Genomic DNA, 15,235 nt, shown 5'->3' with positions numbered 1-15,235 from the left:
AGTGCCCGAAGCAGGTCAGGTTTTTCTTGCCGGTTATGCGTGCCGCTACCCCGACGCGGACGAACCCGCCGCATTGTTGGCAAACGTCATTTCCAGACGCCAGAGCTTCCGCCGCATCCCGGAGGAGCGGTTGCCGATGGCCAGCTACCTTGGCTCGGCAATTGGCGAGGTAGATTCAATCACGCCGGTTCTGGCTGGCTTGCTGACTGATTGGCAGTTTGACCCGCAGCAATTTCGGATCCCGAAAGACGCCTTCGCCAGCACCGATCTGGTCCATTGGCTTGCACTTGAGGTCGCCAGTGCCGCGATTGCCCAGTGCGGCGGTATCGATGGCCTCCCACGCGACACGACCGGCGTGGTAGTTGCCAACACGCTGACTGGAGAATTCAGCAGGACCAGCCAGTTGCGGCTGCGTTGGCCATGGTTGGACAGCCAGCTTGCTGCCGCTCTGGACGGGCAGGACATCGACCCGGCGCTGCGGCAACAAATTCGGGAGGGCTTTCGCGACCGGATAAATTCAATGTTGCCAGCGCCGAACGAAGAGACTCTGGCCGGGGGGCTGGCAAACACGATCGCAGGACGAATTGCCAACTACTTCGACCTCCATGGCGGCGCCTGGCTGGTCGATGCGGCCTGCGCTTCATCCATCGTGGCAGTTGCCAATGCGGCTGAGCAAATTGCCTGCGGCCGCGCCGAGGCCATGGTCGTGGTGGGTGTAGACCTCAGTCTCGATCCGTTCGAACTGGTAGGTTTTTCGCGCAATGGCGCGTTAACGGCGCAGCGCATGCGGGTGTTCGACCGCCGCGCGGATGGCTTTTGGCCAGGCGAGGGGGCAGGCGCGATCGTGCTGGCTTCCGAGGACTGGGTCCAGCGGCGCGGGCTCGACAGGCCAGTCAAACTCGCCGGATGGGGGCTTTCGAGCGATGGCAGCGGCGGACTGACACGCCCCGAGGTATCGGGCCAGTTTAGAGCATTGAGCGAAGCCTATGGCAGATTTGGGCTTGATCCATCCGATCTTGCCTTTGTGGAAGCACACGGCACGGGGACCGCAATTGGCGATCCAACTGAAGTCGAGGCACTGGCGCAATTGCTTGGTCCCGCTGCCGATGGACGCAGGCTTCCAATTGGATCGATCAAAGGCAATATCGGCCACACCAAGGCCGCCGCAGGCATGGCGGGCCTGATCAAGGCGGCCGAGGCGCTGCGTGCCGGGATAGTGCCACCCCATGTTGGTTGCAGCGAGCCGCACCCGATATTCGCAAGGACCGCCGATCGGCTGGCCGTATCCGAGGCTGCAGAACCGCTGCCGCGCGGAGCAAATGAAGTCTTGGCCGGGATCTCCTCGTTTGGCTTTGGAGGCGTCAACGCCCATGCGGTCCTGAGTGCGCGCCCGGTTGCGCATTTCGCGCTGCCTGCACTCCATCCCTGGTCCGAGGATGAATTGTTCGTCTTTGGCGCAGAAAGCGCCGCTGCGCTTGATTCAAGTCTGGAACAGGTGGCCGAGCGCGCCAGAAGCCTCTCGGTCTCGGAAATGCGCAGTCTCGCAGGTGAGCAAGCACGTAGGGTTGCCCAGGGTCCGTTTCGATTGGCCTTTGTTGCCGGACGGCCCGACGAGTTGATCGATCGGATCGCGCGGGCCCGCCAGGTCCTGACAGGCGATCACGATGTCTCCATCCAATTTGGTGTGAGCGAAAATGTTCCACGAATTGGCCTGCTGTTTCCAGGGCAAGGTGCCCCAAGCCGGATCAAGGGCGGGGCCTGGGAACAACGTTTCGCTTTGCCGCAGGTCAGCCTTGAGCTGGTCGGCGATCCTGCACACACCAGGAATGCCCAGCCACTGGTTATCGGCGCAGCGCTTGCAGGCCTGGATTTGCTCGATCGGCTTGGCGTCACGGCGCAAGCCGCGCTGGGTCACAGCTTGGGCGAGATTGCGGCATTGCATTGGGCGGGCTGGCTTGACCGGTCACAGGCGCTGGAGATTGCTTTGGCCCGCGGCCAGACGATGGGTGATTTGCCGGCTGGCGCAATGTTGCTGCTTGCCTGCGAGCCAGAGCTTGCGCGATTGCTGGTTGACGGTACCGAGGCAGAAATCGCCTGCCTGAATGCGCCGCGGGAAACAGTCGTTTCCGGTCCTGCTGACGCTGTTGCAGAGGTACAGCGCCACGCATCGCGCCGCGGCATCGCGGCACAGGCGCTGCCGGTCTCCCATGCATTTCATTCCCGCATGATGGCGCCGGCTGCGGCAAATCTCCGTGCGGCAATTGCGGCGTGTGAGAATTTGCAACCCGGCGGCCAGATCTGTTCCACCGTGACCGGCGGGTTGCTCGGTTCACGCACTGATATTGCGCAGCACCTTGTGGACCAGCTGACCCTGCCGGTTCGCTTTGTCGAAGCGGCTGAACACCTGGTCAAACAATGCGACTTCCTGATTGAAGTGGGGCCGGGCGCAAGCATGACGCGTCTTGTCCAATCCCATGGCCTTAGCGCCGCCAGCCTCGATGTATTTGCCGTCTCTTGCCGTCCCGCGTTTGAATGCCTGGCACAGCTGCATGCCGCCGGCCTGAAATTGGATCTTGCCTCGATTTATCCCGAGGCCGCATTTCCTAATCTGGCTGTCACGCAGCCCAGCTTTTTGTCAAATCCGTGTGGCGGGGGCAGCGCGGCGTCGGCAATTACGCCTTCGCTCGACCCAGCTTTGGAAAACGATGGGGCTGGCGATCTCAAGCCTATTCCGGCCGGGCAGGATTGCTTGGAACAGCTTTGTGCTCTGGTTGCGGAAAAGACCGGATTGGCGCCACAATCGCTTAATCCGGAACTGCGATTTCTGGATGACTTGCACCTCAATTCTCTGGCCGTAAGCCGGATTCTGGCCCGATTGGCCCAGCATCGGGGGATTCAGCTTCCAGGGCATCGCACGGCCTTTGCCAACGCATCGCTGCAGGAAGTTGCGGAGGAATTGGTCCAGCTTGAAGTATTGGGTCCGGTGGCCGTGCCAGAGCGGATTGCCGGTATTGCGCCATGGGTGCGCAGGTTCAGCCCGGTCTGGGCAGACCATGGTTCCGGTCCGCTCGATCTGTTCGACTGGTATGAAATTGCGCTTGGAGATCCAATTCCTGCCGGGCCAACGGCATTGGCGATCCGGATTGGAAGCTGGGACGCAATGCGTGACGCGGCAGCGCTGTTTGCGGCGGTCAGACAGGCCTGCATTTCTGTTCGGCACCTGGCACTGTTGCACTGCGGAGCGGCGCTGGACGGGTTTGTCGGATCATTGCAGGCTGAAGGGCTGTTCGATTCGATCCGGGCAGTCGATGTTTCCGAATGGAGCGGTCCGCTTCCGGCGCTGCCGAGTGATCACCCGGTCATCTCGCTGGATGGTAACGGCATCGTGCGATGCGGCTCAATTCGCCTTGAGCCGGAGCCAGACCGAACCGGTCAGCAGCAAGATAGCAAGGCGAGCGTTATTGTGGTTACTGGGGGCGCACGCGGGATCGGTGCGGAAGTCGCTATCGAACTTGGCAAGCGAACCGGTGCGGCACTTATCCTGATCGGCAGGTCTCCGGCTGATGCGCCCGATGTCATTGCCTTGCTGGATCGGGCCGCAGCCCTGAACCTTAGAGTCGGTTACGGCCAGGCCGACGTCGAGGATGGTGCCGGGTTAATGGCCGCGGTCCGGCGATGGACGGAAAAACTCGGCCCGCCCAGCCATCTCGTTCACACTGCAGGCGTCAACGAACCGGCAACATTCATGGATCTCGATCCGGAGCGGCTCCGTCAGACGTTGGGGCCGAAGTGTCTAGGCCTGCTCAATGCTCTCGACGCATGCGGTCCCAGTCTCCGCCGAGCGGTTGGTTTTGGTTCGATTATCGGCCGCCTCGGTCTGGCGGGCGAAGCGCATTACGCACTGGCCAATGCCGAGCAAGGACGATTGCTTGCCAGGGCAATGGAAAATTTCCCGGACCTGCTTACTCTCAATATCGAATGGTCGGTCTGGGCAGGAGCCGGAATGGGAGACCGTTTGGGCGTGATCGACCAATTGCGAGCCGATGGGATCGATGCGCTGCCGCTTGGCGAGGCGATCGATCAGGCTTGCGACCTGATCCTGTCGCCCATTCACGGCGCGATCCTTGTGGCGAGCCGGTTTGGCAGAATGGAGCCGGTTCCGGGTGCGGGAACTTTGCGGTTCCTTGATCAAGTCATTGTCCATACACCCCAGGTGGAACTGGTTGTGGAATGCACCATCAATCACGGACGAGACCCCTACCTGCTTTCTCACGTTGTTGACGGTGTCCCCGTGCTGCCAGGCGTGCTGATGCTGGAGGCCATGTCCCAGGTAGCCGCTCAGTTGGAGGGTGATGCGCAAAAGCTGGTCCGGATTGAACAGCTTGATTTCATGTCCGCGGTAACGGTTGGGATCGAAGCTCGGAGAATGCGGGTTGCAAGCTTGCGCAACCCGGACGGCTCGGTCAGCTGCGAAATTCGCAGCGATGAGGACCAGTTTATCGAACCCGTTGCCCGGGCCACCTTGCATTACGGCGCAAGACGCTCCGCCGGGCGGGCTGATGCTGTATCAGGCGGTGCCAGCCTTTCGAAATTGTATGGACCGCTGTTTTTCCATGGGCAGGCTTTCCAGCGCCTTGGACAACTGGGATTGCTTAGCTCTCGGGTGGTTGAGGCGAGTCTATTAGGAGCGCAGCCTGTTGCACTGTTCGGAGCATTCGAACCGCAGACCGTGCTGCTCGGCGACCCGCTGGCCCGCGATTGCGGATTGCATTTGCTGCAGGCCTGCGTGCCACACCGACGGGTGCTGCCGATCAAGGTAACGCAAATCGAATTCCACGCGGCTGGCGGTGCGGCCGGCATCCGGGCAGTTGAGCGATGGGCGAAGGCGGGAGACTATGCCTTCGACATCACTTTCTTCGATGCTGAGGGTGCCATAATCGAACAATGGAACGAAGCCGTGTTTCGAACCATCGGATCAATCGCAATCGAACCGGTGGTTGCGGCGGTGCCTGAATTGATTGGCCCCTATTTGGAACGTCTCGCTCGCGAGACAACGGGTGAAGATTCATTGCAATGCGCGCTGGTTAGCGACCCGAAACTTGAGCGAGGCGACCGCCGGACCGAGGCCCTGGAAGAAATCGGCCTTGCACCGCCGTCGGATCGGCGTGGCGATGGTTCACCGGTTTTCCCCGAAGGCGTTCATTGCTCGCTTTCCCACACCCATTCCGCAACCCTGGCGGTGCGCAGCAGCCATCCGGTAGGCTGCGACCTGGTGATGCTGCAGGACTTCGAGGAACGCGGAGATGCCCAAAAATGGGCTGCGGCGGAATCGCTGCGTAAGATTGGAGCGGTTGGAGAGCCAAAGAGCTCAGGGGATTCGATCTATCGGCTGCCCACAGGGGAATGCGCGCTAATCCTCTCGCCTTTCAGTGTCGATGGTGTTCCGCACCTCGCCTCGATCGCAATTTCCAGTCTGGATCCGCGTTGATGCAGGGATCGTCCGAAGCCCCAGCTTTCCGCTGGCGGCCATTCGTTTCCTTCGAGGACACAAACCTGGTTGGTAATGTCTATTTTGCCAAATACATCAGTTGGCAGGGCCGTTGCCGCGAAGCCTTTTTGGCAGAGCATGCTCCGGATGTTTTGGCGCTGCTGGCTGACACCCTGCGTCTGGTTACCATCAAGGTTTCGTGCGAATATTTCGAGGAGCTGGCCGCCTTCGATCCATTGGAAATCGAAATGCGATTGCGGGCCCAGCGCGGCAACCGGATCGAGCTGGAGTTTCGCTACTGCCTGGAACGGGACGGACACCGGCGGTTGGCTGCGCTGGGTTTGCAAGAGATCGGCTGCATGGATCAACCCCGACCGGGCGCTGCGCTGCTGCCAACTGAAGTCCCGGCATCGTTGCAAAACGCTCTGCGCGGCTTCACGGTTTGAACTTGGCTATCGGAACCGGCGACCGCTTTGATCGTAACGGCTCTCCCCAGTTAGCGCGATCAGGAATTGTTCGAGATCGTCCATGTCGGATTCAGTCAGATGGAGCGGTCGCATCGATGGGCTGCGGCCCGGTCCCGGTCCGCCGCCACGATTGAAGAATTCGATGACCTCGCGCAAGGTCGCCAGCCTGCCGTCATGCATATAAGGGCCGGTCAAGGTCAGATCGCGAAGTGTCGGAGTTCGAAACTGCCCGGTCAGTTCGCTGGTGCCGAGGGCGCCGGCACCTTCATCGACGTAAGCACCAAGAGCAGCGTCCCATCCCCAGCCAGTGGCGTGGAGCTGCCCGTCGCTGAAGAACGGGCTCTCTTGCGTCCAGGTATGACAGGTTGAGCATCCTGCTCGCCCGCCAAAAAGGGCAAATCCCCGCCATGCCGACGCACTCATGGCCTCTGGCTGGCCGCCAAACATCGCTCTGTCGAAGGCGGAATTGCCGGAGACGAGTGTCCGGACATAGGCGCCGATCGCAATCTCAATTTGCGGAAAATCGACCTGCCTGGATCCGAAAACCCGTTGAAAGCCAGCGGCGAAGCCAGGATTTCCCGCCGCACGGCGTGCGGCAGCCGGCAAATCATGTGCGTTCATTTCATCCCGGCCGCTGACCGGATACTTTATGAACTGTTCGATCGAAGTCGGATATGCGTCCCAACGCAATCCGGGCCGGAACGCGACATTGAGCAATCCGGGGGCGTTGCGCTGCGTTTTACGGCCGCCGGCACCGGCGCTCGTTGGCTGGTTATCGGCAAAGCCAAGTTCGGGCTTGTGGCAACTGGCACACGAGACTTGGCCGTCGGCCGAAAGAACCGGACTGAAGAAAAGCCTACGCCCCAATTCGATCAGGGCCGGGTCCACTTTGCTGCCGGCCGGCCAGGGCACGCGGCTCGGCAAGCCGAGGGCACTGGGTACACCCTGCGTCTTGCTGCGCCACAGAGTAAGTGTGGCCTTGTCGCCAGAGGTCTGCGGGCCAGAGGCTGGCAAAGCCAGGCTGTCAGGGCAGGGGGAAAGGGACTGGCAATTCGGCAGCAGGAACAGGCTTAAGCCAAGCGATCTAGCCTTGCTGGACAAGTGCTGGACTTGTCTCGGCTCAAGCAGGTCAGTAACAACCAGCACCAAATCGACACCTAGCTCGGCCATGCGATCCAGCACCAGTTCGTCGCGTGCGATAGTTGCAATGCCAAGACGAAAACCCCGGAATTCAGCGTTGGCAAACTGCTTGCCGGCATCGGTGGACCTAAAGGCCATGCCGGCCGCGGGAATGCGCGGAGGCGCGATATCGGCCCGCAGCACTACCCGGCCATCGGGTGCTATCAATACCATCACCGGCCCCTCGGGCTCGCGCAAACGTGCCGCGACAAGGGCATTACGGACCAATGCAGTGGCTTGAGCAGCCTCCAAGCCATTTTGGGCTGCCGCTGAATGCTCGAGGATCAAGAGGTCAGCCTGGGGGGCGCTTGCGGGCATCGCTGGTGAAGCCATTCGGACGGTAAACGATCGGCGCTGTTCGGCACCGGCTGACAATGGCTGGAATGCGGTGAAGGCGATTGCGAGCAAAGCAGCAATCGCTGATACCATCCGGATTGGGTAGGTCACGGCGAACGTGATCCGTGACTGCTGGACATTGGCAGGCTCCAGTATTCCACCCTTTGCCGTGAAATTGGCAGCAAGGCTACCTTGCCGTTTCCGGTCCGGTTCATCCCTGCCGCCCCTGGGAGATCATAGAACTTCTTGGTTGAACCGTCGGCCATGCGCCGAACCAGATAGGTCGAGCCCAGACAAAGGTCGCTCTCAATCCACCAGACAGTCCCATCGCCATCGAGTTGAGGAAAGCGCCGCTCAATCGAGTCGGGTTCGACCAGCACCCTGGCTTCGCCACCCGCTGCCGGAATTGCGAATAGGCCCCAAGTCCAGCTGCCTCCGCGGGTCGACATGAACACGATCGATTTCCCGTCCGCTGACCAGGTCGGCCCTTCGTCAAACCAGGTGTCCTTGGTTATATTTCGGACGGCCCCGCTTGGCAGATCCGCAACGAACAGGTCGCTCTCATAGGGCGCGGTATTGGCGGCGAATGCCAATTTCTGACCGTCTGGCGACCAACTTGCCGGCGCGTCAAACTGCCACTCCGTGCCGCTTCCATCGCGGAGAATCCTGAGGCCCGATCCGTCCGTTCCGACAACTGCCTGTGCCCAATGTCCGTCCTTTCGCAGGCTAAGGGCCAATCGTTTGCCATCCGGTGCCCATGACGGATTGCAGGTGCTTTCATCGACCTGCAGGGGCCAGTCCTTGCCATCTGCGATCCGAAGCAGCCTGACGGAGGAGCGATCGCCTTCGACCCGGCAATAGGCCACCAAGGTACCGTCCGGAGAAATCGCTGCTGAGGGCCCCAGTTTTCCCGCCGGCTCAAGGGTCTGGACGTTGCCATTTTGCAGATCCAGCAGTTTGAGCCCAACGCCCTCGTTGACGGTCCTGTGAAATATCAGCTCACGGCCATTCTTGGCAAATTGCGGCCAACTGCCCTTGATCGCCGGGCTGGGCAGCGGGTCGCCAGTGCCACCCGCCGGCATGAAACGGATCATTTCGCCATCGCCGCCGATGACCGTGACAGCCACCCAGCCATCGGGTGCGACATCTGGTTTGTAGAACCACCAGCCGCCCCGCGTTATCCGCCGCTCCTTGTGCGTTATGGGGTCGACTTCAATGAGATCGCCTGAACTGCCTTGATAAACATGGCAGATCAATTTGCCATCGGCCTTGAAATTGCACGCTCCAACATGACCGGTTCGGGTGAGGGCTGGGGTTGGGGGCGACAAGATGCGACCGTCTTTTTGTCCGATCTTGAAGGTGTAGAAATTTCGTTCCTTCCATGGCCCACCCGTAAACACGATTTGCTTTCCGTCTTTTGACCAGGCTGGGTATTCCTCTTCGGCGGAATCTTCGGTCAAAGCGAATTGTCGACCCGATCCGGTATCGATTGCCCAAAGATCGGTGCGATTCTTGCGATCGGAAATGAAGACCACAAAGCGGCCATTTGGCGAAATTGCGGGCTCGCGATCACCATTTCCGGGTTCGGTTAGCTGCCGCCAGGTGCCGACTTTCCGATCGAACAGCCAAATTGAGGACTGGCCCTTAAGCCTGGTCGATGACGCCACCAAATACCGTCCATCCGCAGAGATGGATCCGTCTCCGGCTCCCTTGTCATCACTTGCAATCAAGCGGGCCTGGCTTTGCACATCAGTGCTGGCGAGCGGCTGGGCCTGCGCAGCACAAATGCCCATCAACGATACGGTGAGCGCAGGAATCAATAAGGATCGAGCCATTTCACCCACCTCTAAAGCATCAGCGGCAATTGAATTGCAGCCATTGGAGTCTTGATGATTGTACAATTCGCGATCATGATACCGATGCAAGAACAAATCCATGATCCATGAATTTCCAGAATCTCTTCATTTGGGCAATTGGCAAGTGCAAATTGCGACGCTGCACCCCGCGCTTGGAAACGGCATCCATTGAACTTGAAAGCGGTTGTGCCGCGCTGGCTTTGGGAATTTTCCGTTCTATGGTCGACGATCTGTCCATGCCAATTCATGCTCTGCAGCAGAGCAATGGCAGGATGGAGCTCTGAGGAAGCGCAACTTGGCCGCGATCGATCCGCTCTTGCTTGGACATAGCCTGGGCCAAGTTTCCGGAAATGGGATCACTGCTCATGCCAAGCCTTTTGGCGCTGGATTTGTTGCCAGCTTTTCCGAGCCGCCCAGCGATCCCAGCTTGGGCACATATCGCCACCAATTCTCATGGTTCAACCACCTCGTAATGGCGCATCGCTTGGCGATTCCAATTGCAAAGGATTGGCTTTCGCTGCCAATCGACCATGGTTTTGCGATAAGTTCGATGCATCTGACGGTTCGGTCCGGTTCGAGCAGGCCGTCCGATGTCTTGGCGATGCGGTTCCTGGCAGAACGAAATGCGCGTGGCACAGCAGCTGCTGTCGTGGCGCGCTATTGGGCTCGCGGGTCCGGTCAATGTTGCCGGGTCGAAACGCGCTTCCAACTCGTGCCGGCGGCTTTGGCCGGCTTTATCAGAAGAGGGCGCAATTTCGCCGATTTCGATCAGGTTTCGATCGACCAGCCTCAAGCCGGTCTGGTGCGCATTCGGGCAGACCGCTGGACCTTTGTGCCGGGCGAATCGGACCGCCTGGTTGATGGCAACCGAGTTGATCATGTTCCAGCTCTCATCCTGATCGATAGGTCACTCGACGCATTGGAGCAGCTTCGTGGGCCAACATTTCTGCAGAGCCTGAGCGCCAGATTCATGCATTACGCCGATCCGCGCCACCCGATTGAAATCGAACTTGACGCAGTTGGTGATCTGCACTTGCATCAAAACGGCGAGGAAATTGCACGCCTGAACGTGGTTGCAGGAGCAGGTGACCGGGCATCAAGTGCGGTTTGAGCAAGTAAAGCGCTTACGAGCAATTCAAGAGAGGAAATATCCCCTGCGTAGGCAATAGTCTCGCCCTTGCACGGCGAAACACTTTGATGGGGATGAGCAATGAGAAAGCACAGTTTGCTCGGTATGCTGGCGATTTCTTGTGGAATTGCATTGGTGCCGGCTGTCACGATTGCGCAAGAAAAATTCAGCAGGACCCAACTCCAACGCATCGTCAAGACCGATATGGCAACGTGCGACGCGATCAATGGTGGGGCGCCGACCAAGTTGGTCGAAGATGCCCCGATCAGAAAAGAGGCCATTGTTCCTCTTTCGAACCGGACTGCGATCCCGCTTGAGCGGGTCAGGAAGACCATGCATGGGATTTGGCGCGGTGAAGTGAAGGGCGATCACGGCGACGTTCATGTCGACTATTTCTGGATCATTGATACACAATCGAACGAGGCGCTGATTATTGCGCAGAGAAGCGGCAGAACAACCTTGCCTGCGCAGCTTTCAAAGACGCAGACCAATCCTGTGAAGCTTAGCTATCTGATGTGCGCGCACGATGGTTACTCGCCTGGTTCGAATACACCTCAGATCCATGAATTTACGAAGGTCTCGGACACGACTGATGGTTCGATGGCGATCGTGCAGCGGGCGACCGGGGTGAAATTCGCTAAGGGTGAACGTACCCTCTCGGGAATGTGGCGCAAGCTGATCGCTACCGGCTATTTCGACAAGCTCAAATATGTCGCCTATGCTGGTGGGTTCTTTAAGCCACTGAAGATCGAGTCGATCGAGACTGGCAATGGCCCGCCAATGATTTCGCTCAACTGGGAGTCGGAATATCGCGGCGGCGGTACTACCAAGCTGCGCTACACCACAGGTGTTCCGATGCGCGGCAGTGAACGTACACAGTTCATCGGTGTCGAAACTGGAGGAGCTGGCCAGTTCATGCTGTCCTCCCCAGGCAATGGCAAACTCTGGAAAGTTGAAGTTGTCGACGGAGGAAACTACGACCTTTCCTTCGATCAGGTCTCAATGGGGCCAATGCAGTAGAATGAACCTGCGCTCGACGATGCAATCAACTGGTTGACAACTTTGGCCAGTCTGGAGATGTGATATTGATCTGTCTTCAGGCTGGCCATTTTGCGTCCGCCGAGTCGACGAAAGCTGACCTGATTGATCTGGCATTCGAACACGGAATTCTTGCAAGGGAGTAGTATCGATGGGAGATGACGCAAAAAAAGTTGGCCAGATCGTTTGGGTCGACCTCACCGTTGGTAATGCCAAGGATGTTCGTGAATTTTACCAGTCTGTCACTGGATGGGATTCCGACGAATTCAACATGGGTGACTACAGCGACTATGTAGTATCAACGCCGCAAGACAAAGATACCGTGGCCGGGATCTGTCATGCGCGCGGTAGCAATTCCGAGCTTCCTCCCTATTGGCTGGTTTACATCAAGGTGGCTAATCTTGAGGAAAGCCTTGCCGAAGCGCGTAAGCGTGGCGGCGAGCTGGTTAGCGGACCCAAAGAATTTGGCGCGGCGCAGTTTTGCATTCTGCGCGATCCAGCTGGTGCCTATTTTGGCATTATCGAAGGCGATGCCGAAGGCTGACGATCACTTGTTTTGTAGCCTTTCTCGTAAGACCTGGTTTTGCGGGCTTTCTCCACGAGGCAATGCAAATGGCGCCGCTGAATTTGCCTGTCGGGCGGGCAGCAGGCCTTTTCGAACCGGGCCGCCGAGTTGAGTGATCGGGTGCGCTAGGCAGCTGAAGCGTGGATCGTTACGGTTTCGGTGCCCTGTGGTTTTGCATGCAAATAAATAGTGATTAAGTAGTTGATCAGCCTGATTCAAATTTGTGCTCAATTGATAAAAGATCGCTAGACTTCCAAGCGGTCAGGCATATTATCTAGACGAAGCAATGATTCTTAGCGATCAATTGGTGCCCGCTTGTGACTGAGCGGACATCGCTGATCGGCTGCGTCAAACACGTCCCTGGGTCGCGCGAGGGGTATCAAATTGTTCAATCCGTCTTGGTGCGGCAATCGGAGTCTGGCATGATGGAAGCGCGAACGGTACCGTCAAAGCATCATCATCGAGATGCGACTGTCACCGTATACAGACGTGCCGTTGCCCGGGTGATTGAATTTCTCACGGACAACCTTGGGGAGGAGCATACTCTTAACGGCATGGCTTCGGTGGCTATGCTCAGCCCCTTTCATTTCAACAGGGTATTTCGTGAACTGACCGGCGTGCCACCGGTCAGATTTCTCTACGCTTTGCGGATCGCGGAGGCCCAGCGCCTCTTGCTTACAACATCGATGAAGGTCATCGATGTATGTTATTCTGTTGGTTACAATAGCTTGGGCAGTTTCAATAACCGCTTCGCTGCGCTGGTCGGCTATTCGCCGCGGTCAGTCCGCAAGCTGGTTTGTACAACCGATCTTGCAGGCCTGCGTCAGGAATTGGAGTCGGGTTATAGTCCGAATTGCACTGAATTGAATGAACCCTGTTCCTTGCGTGGAAGAATTCACGTTCCAGAGGATTTCTCCGGGGCAGTTCTGGTAGCCTTGTTCCGCGGAACGCCATCGACGTCCTACCCAGTCGCAGTTACGGTTGCCCAAGACGGGATTTATGTTTTGCCACCGGTCCGGCAGACTGGAAATTACTTTGTCATGGCTGTAGCTTTGGCATGGCAGAGCCGGGTTGAGGATTTCCTGCTCGAAGCCGATCAACTTCGCGCAGTCTTGCCGCCGCTTCGCATAACGCCGGACGGCACCACAATGCCGATGGACTTCGTGCTTGAGCCGCGCCGCCCTACAGATCCGCCCGTGCCGCCAGCCTTTGCGCTCCATTTGATCAGCTTGGCCGCGTCCGGTGATGTGCTCGTGGATCCGGAGGTTGAATTTGACCGCTCACCTCTGTCAATTCCAAGGCTTCCGGTTGAGAATGTGGCCGCGCTGAGCCAGGCATAGGTGCATTGGATGGAATTCTTGAGTTTATCAGGGCAAGCCTTTGCAATCGCATCGCGCCGGCCTGCAGCCAAATTGCTCCGAGCCATCATTCTGAGCGTAGTGGCAGTCGCCGCAATCGTGCCAGCAACGCCAAGTGGGGCCCGGGCTAACAACCGAAAAGCAAACGAAGATTCCGATTTCGCAAAAACGGAATTGCTTCGCTGCAACAAGGCAGGTGCAGGATATCGCCCCGTCCCGGCCAACGGCATGGGCAGCATCAAAGAACTGGCGGGCTTGCTGAGGGGGACTTGGGTACGGCGGCTCTCCTTCGGCGGATCTTTGATCGAGACCAACTCCTTCTGGTATTTCGATTTGCCCGACCTGGAGTCGGGGCAAGGCACTGCCATGATGATCGACCGGGTCAACCAGGGCTGGGACAGCCACGAATTTGGCGATCGCAAGGCGTCCACGAAGCGTGACGACAGCATCGGTTCAGCCACGACCGGCGGATTTTGGAAAGTGAAAATTGAGCCGGCCGGAGATGGCTTGGCCATTCGCGGCGTCAGTGGCTTCAAATTGTCAATGGCCGGGCAGTATCGCGGATCGGCGGCCGAATATCCGAAAGGAGGATTCGAATTTGTCGAATCCGGAATGCTGTTCCGAACCGGTGCTGGCTATTCGACACTTACGCCGTGGCGCGCGCCGCCGATGGCGGAGGCGGCAAATCAAACGTCGGAAACCGGGGACAAATTTACTCCGGTCGATGCGTTCATCGCCCGATTTGGCGCCAAAGCGCGGCGACCCAGTTTGACCTTCGTGTTATGTGGGGATGGCATTGTCGATCGCTATTACAAGATTTCCGATAAAGCTCTTCCCGACGGTGGCGGTTCATTGCTAGCCGCTTGGCAAAACGCTGTTGATTCTGGGATATTCGACCGATCCAATCTTGCCGGAGCGGAATCTTCCGCGGGAGAGTCAAAGCGTTAGGGTGAACGCGGCAGTTGCGCTTGGTCCGGCCGCGTGTGAATTCCAGGAGGCGATGTGAAAGCTAACGCGAGCGTTCCGGCAACTGATCCGATGCTGAGCAAGAACCGCGAGATTTACGATCATTCCGACGATGAGATCTGGCAACGCGCAGTATACGAGCCGGTTCATGATGGATGGCATTTCACCAACATTGGCGGAAGGCGCGCGCTCAGACGCATTGCCGAGCTCGTCGACCTCAAAGCGGATATGCAAGTTCTCGATTTGTGCTGCGGTTCGGGCGCGGCCCTGAGGTATCTGAAGCTGAACTATGGAATTTCTGCAACCGGACTGGATATCAACCCAAGCCAAATTGCACGCGCATGTGAGAGGACTGCGGACCTGGAGGGTCTACAATTTGTCGTGGCCGATGCCACAAACTGGATATCCGAAAACAGATACGACCTGGCTTTCGCACTCGATTCGCTGACGCTCATTCCTGACATGGAGGGCTTCTTCTCTACCGCGCGCAAGTCGCTCAATGCCGGTGGACTCTTTGCTTTGACCGATGTTGTTGAGGGACAGAACTTGAGTGAATCGATGCGCGCCTTTGCTTCGCAGGAAGATGGGATTGTTACCTTGGCTTCGTCGCAGGCGATCGCCGAAGCGATGGCTCAAAGCGGCTTCGATCGAATCGAGATATTCTCCGACAATGCTGAAGCGGTGCGCGTGTTCTCATTGATTTTCAATCGGGTGCATAGCGAGGAGGGATGGGGCGAATTGCCACGGGACAGGGTCGATAGCTGGAAGGAGCTCTCCGCCCGATACCTGGCGGCATTCCAAGCGGATGAGTTGGGCTATGCGACTGTGATCGGCCGTGCTGCATGAAGCGACG

At 58.3% G+C, this 15,235-nt stretch carries 11 protein-coding genes; 9 read left to right on the top strand and 2 right to left on the bottom strand.

Features of this window, described 5'->3' with window-relative positions; all coding sequences use genetic code 11:
• The first annotated feature begins 1 nt into the window (after window position 1).
• Window positions 2-5,488 (top strand): type I polyketide synthase, encoded by a 5,487-nt coding sequence (locus B2V17_RS05725; protein WP_292996118.1) that lies wholly within the window; start codon window positions 2-4, stop codon window positions 5,486-5,488.
• A complete protein-coding gene (locus B2V17_RS05720) occupies window positions 5,488-5,934 on the top strand; it encodes an acyl-CoA thioesterase (RefSeq protein ID WP_292996116.1) in 447 nt (148 codons plus the stop codon). Before B2V17_RS05725 ends, B2V17_RS05720 begins: the two co-directional genes overlap by 1 nt.
• A gap of 6 nt (window positions 5,935-5,940) precedes the next feature.
• Here the strand turns inward: B2V17_RS05720 and B2V17_RS05715 are convergent, their stop codons facing one another.
• Window positions 5,941-7,581, bottom strand: a complete 1,641-nt coding sequence (locus B2V17_RS05715; RefSeq protein ID WP_292996114.1) for a cytochrome c peroxidase — start codon at window positions 7,579-7,581, stop codon at window positions 5,941-5,943.
• Window positions 7,578-9,407, bottom strand: a complete 1,830-nt coding sequence (locus tag B2V17_RS05710; protein WP_292996112.1) for a hypothetical protein — start codon at window positions 9,405-9,407, stop codon at window positions 7,578-7,580. The genes B2V17_RS05715 and B2V17_RS05710 overlap by 4 nt, the downstream gene beginning before the upstream one ends.
• A gap of 5 nt (window positions 9,408-9,412) precedes the next feature.
• On the opposite strand from B2V17_RS05710, the gene B2V17_RS05705 reads away from it, so the two are divergent.
• The 7 genes from B2V17_RS05705 to B2V17_RS05675 all read left to right on the top strand — a co-directional run bounded on the left by B2V17_RS05705 (window position 9,413) and on the right by B2V17_RS05675 (window position 15,228).
• Complete coding sequence (locus tag B2V17_RS05705; RefSeq protein ID WP_292996110.1) at window positions 9,413-9,610, top strand: hypothetical protein; 198 nt, start codon at window positions 9,413-9,415, stop codon at window positions 9,608-9,610.
• Window positions 9,611-9,621: 11 nt separating this feature from the next.
• Window positions 9,622-10,437, top strand: coding sequence for a hypothetical protein (locus tag B2V17_RS05700; RefSeq protein ID WP_292996109.1), 816 nt, complete (start codon window positions 9,622-9,624; stop codon window positions 10,435-10,437).
• Window positions 10,438-10,536: 99 nt separating this feature from the next.
• Window positions 10,537-11,475 carry a hypothetical protein gene (locus B2V17_RS05695; protein WP_292996108.1) on the top strand — a complete coding sequence of 313 codons (939 nt, stop codon included), beginning with the start codon at window positions 10,537-10,539 and terminating at the stop codon, window positions 11,473-11,475.
• 169 nt (window positions 11,476-11,644) lie between these two features.
• Window positions 11,645-12,037: a VOC family protein gene (locus B2V17_RS05690; protein WP_292996106.1), complete on the top strand. Its 393-nt coding sequence runs from the start codon at window positions 11,645-11,647 to the stop codon at window positions 12,035-12,037.
• A 443-nt stretch (window positions 12,038-12,480) separates the two neighbouring features.
• Window positions 12,481-13,398 (top strand): helix-turn-helix domain-containing protein, encoded by a 918-nt coding sequence (locus B2V17_RS05685; RefSeq protein ID WP_292996104.1) that lies wholly within the window; start codon window positions 12,481-12,483, stop codon window positions 13,396-13,398.
• A 9-nt stretch (window positions 13,399-13,407) separates the two neighbouring features.
• Window positions 13,408-14,364: a hypothetical protein gene (locus tag B2V17_RS05680; RefSeq protein WP_292996102.1), complete on the top strand. Its 957-nt coding sequence runs from the start codon at window positions 13,408-13,410 to the stop codon at window positions 14,362-14,364.
• A 54-nt stretch (window positions 14,365-14,418) separates the two neighbouring features.
• Complete coding sequence (locus B2V17_RS05675) at window positions 14,419-15,228, top strand: SAM-dependent methyltransferase (RefSeq protein WP_292996100.1); 810 nt, start codon at window positions 14,419-14,421, stop codon at window positions 15,226-15,228.
• The last annotated feature ends 7 nt before the right edge of the window (window positions 15,229-15,235 follow it).

Origin of the sequence: Novosphingobium sp. UBA6272 (assembly GCF_002440635.1) — a bacterium.
Lineage (GTDB): Bacteria > Pseudomonadota > Alphaproteobacteria > Sphingomonadales > Sphingomonadaceae > Novosphingobium.
The sequence above is the reverse complement of the archived record's forward strand: the minus strand, read 5'-3'. Positions and strand labels throughout refer to the sequence as shown.

Excerpts from the sequence above, each read along its gene's own strand:
- B2V17_RS05720 (WP_292996116.1), top strand. The coding sequence starts at position 5,488 with ATGCAGGGATCGTCCGAAGCCCCAGCTTTCCGCTGGCGGCCATTCGTT.
- B2V17_RS05710 (WP_292996112.1), bottom strand. The coding sequence starts at position 9,407 with ATGGATTTGTTCTTGCATCGGTATCATGATCGCGAATTGTACAATCAT.
- B2V17_RS05705 (WP_292996110.1), top strand. The coding sequence starts at position 9,413 with ATGAATTTCCAGAATCTCTTCATTTGGGCAATTGGCAAGTGCAAATTG.
- B2V17_RS05695 (WP_292996108.1), top strand. The coding sequence starts at position 10,537 with ATGAGAAAGCACAGTTTGCTCGGTATGCTGGCGATTTCTTGTGGAATT.
- B2V17_RS05690 (WP_292996106.1), top strand. The coding sequence starts at position 11,645 with ATGGGAGATGACGCAAAAAAAGTTGGCCAGATCGTTTGGGTCGACCTC.
- B2V17_RS05685 (WP_292996104.1), top strand. The coding sequence starts at position 12,481 with ATGATGGAAGCGCGAACGGTACCGTCAAAGCATCATCATCGAGATGCG.
- B2V17_RS05680 (WP_292996102.1), top strand. The coding sequence starts at position 13,408 with ATGGAATTCTTGAGTTTATCAGGGCAAGCCTTTGCAATCGCATCGCGC.